Origin of the sequence: Pseudomonas sp. SIMBA_068 (assembly GCF_046534705.1) — a bacterium.
Classification (GTDB): domain Bacteria; phylum Pseudomonadota; class Gammaproteobacteria; order Pseudomonadales; family Pseudomonadaceae; genus Aquipseudomonas; species Aquipseudomonas putida.
This window is the reverse complement of the sequence record NZ_JAWRYI010000471.1, coordinates 1-273: the sequence shown is the minus strand read 5'-3', so window position 1 is coordinate 273 and position 273 is coordinate 1. Positions and strand designations below refer to the sequence as shown.

The 273-nt window shown below is 57.5% G+C and carries 1 pseudogene; it reads right to left on the bottom strand.

From position 1 onward, the window contains the following. A pseudogene (locus SB756_RS30010) lies at nt 1-224 on the bottom strand (spermidine/putrescine ABC transporter substrate-binding protein PotF); the annotation flags it as partial. Nucleotides 225-273 lie beyond the last annotated feature (49 nt).

The window sequence follows — 273 nt, the reverse complement described above, 5'->3', positions numbered from 1 at the left end:
GACGGAAACACCACGTCGTAGCCGGAATTGCCGGTCATCAGCTTGCCATCGAGGGTTTCGTTGCTGTCGTACACGTCGTAGGTGGGATTGATGCCCGTGGTTTGCTGAAAGTGCTTGAGGGTGTCCGGCGCGACGTAGCTGGACCAGTTGTAGATCTTCACCGTGTCGGCGGCGTTGGCCATGCTGGCGGCCAGCATCAGAGGTGCAAGAAGAAGGGTGCGCATGTCGGGTTTACCTTGCTTTGTCTGTTGTTATCGAAGGCAGGCGATCAGC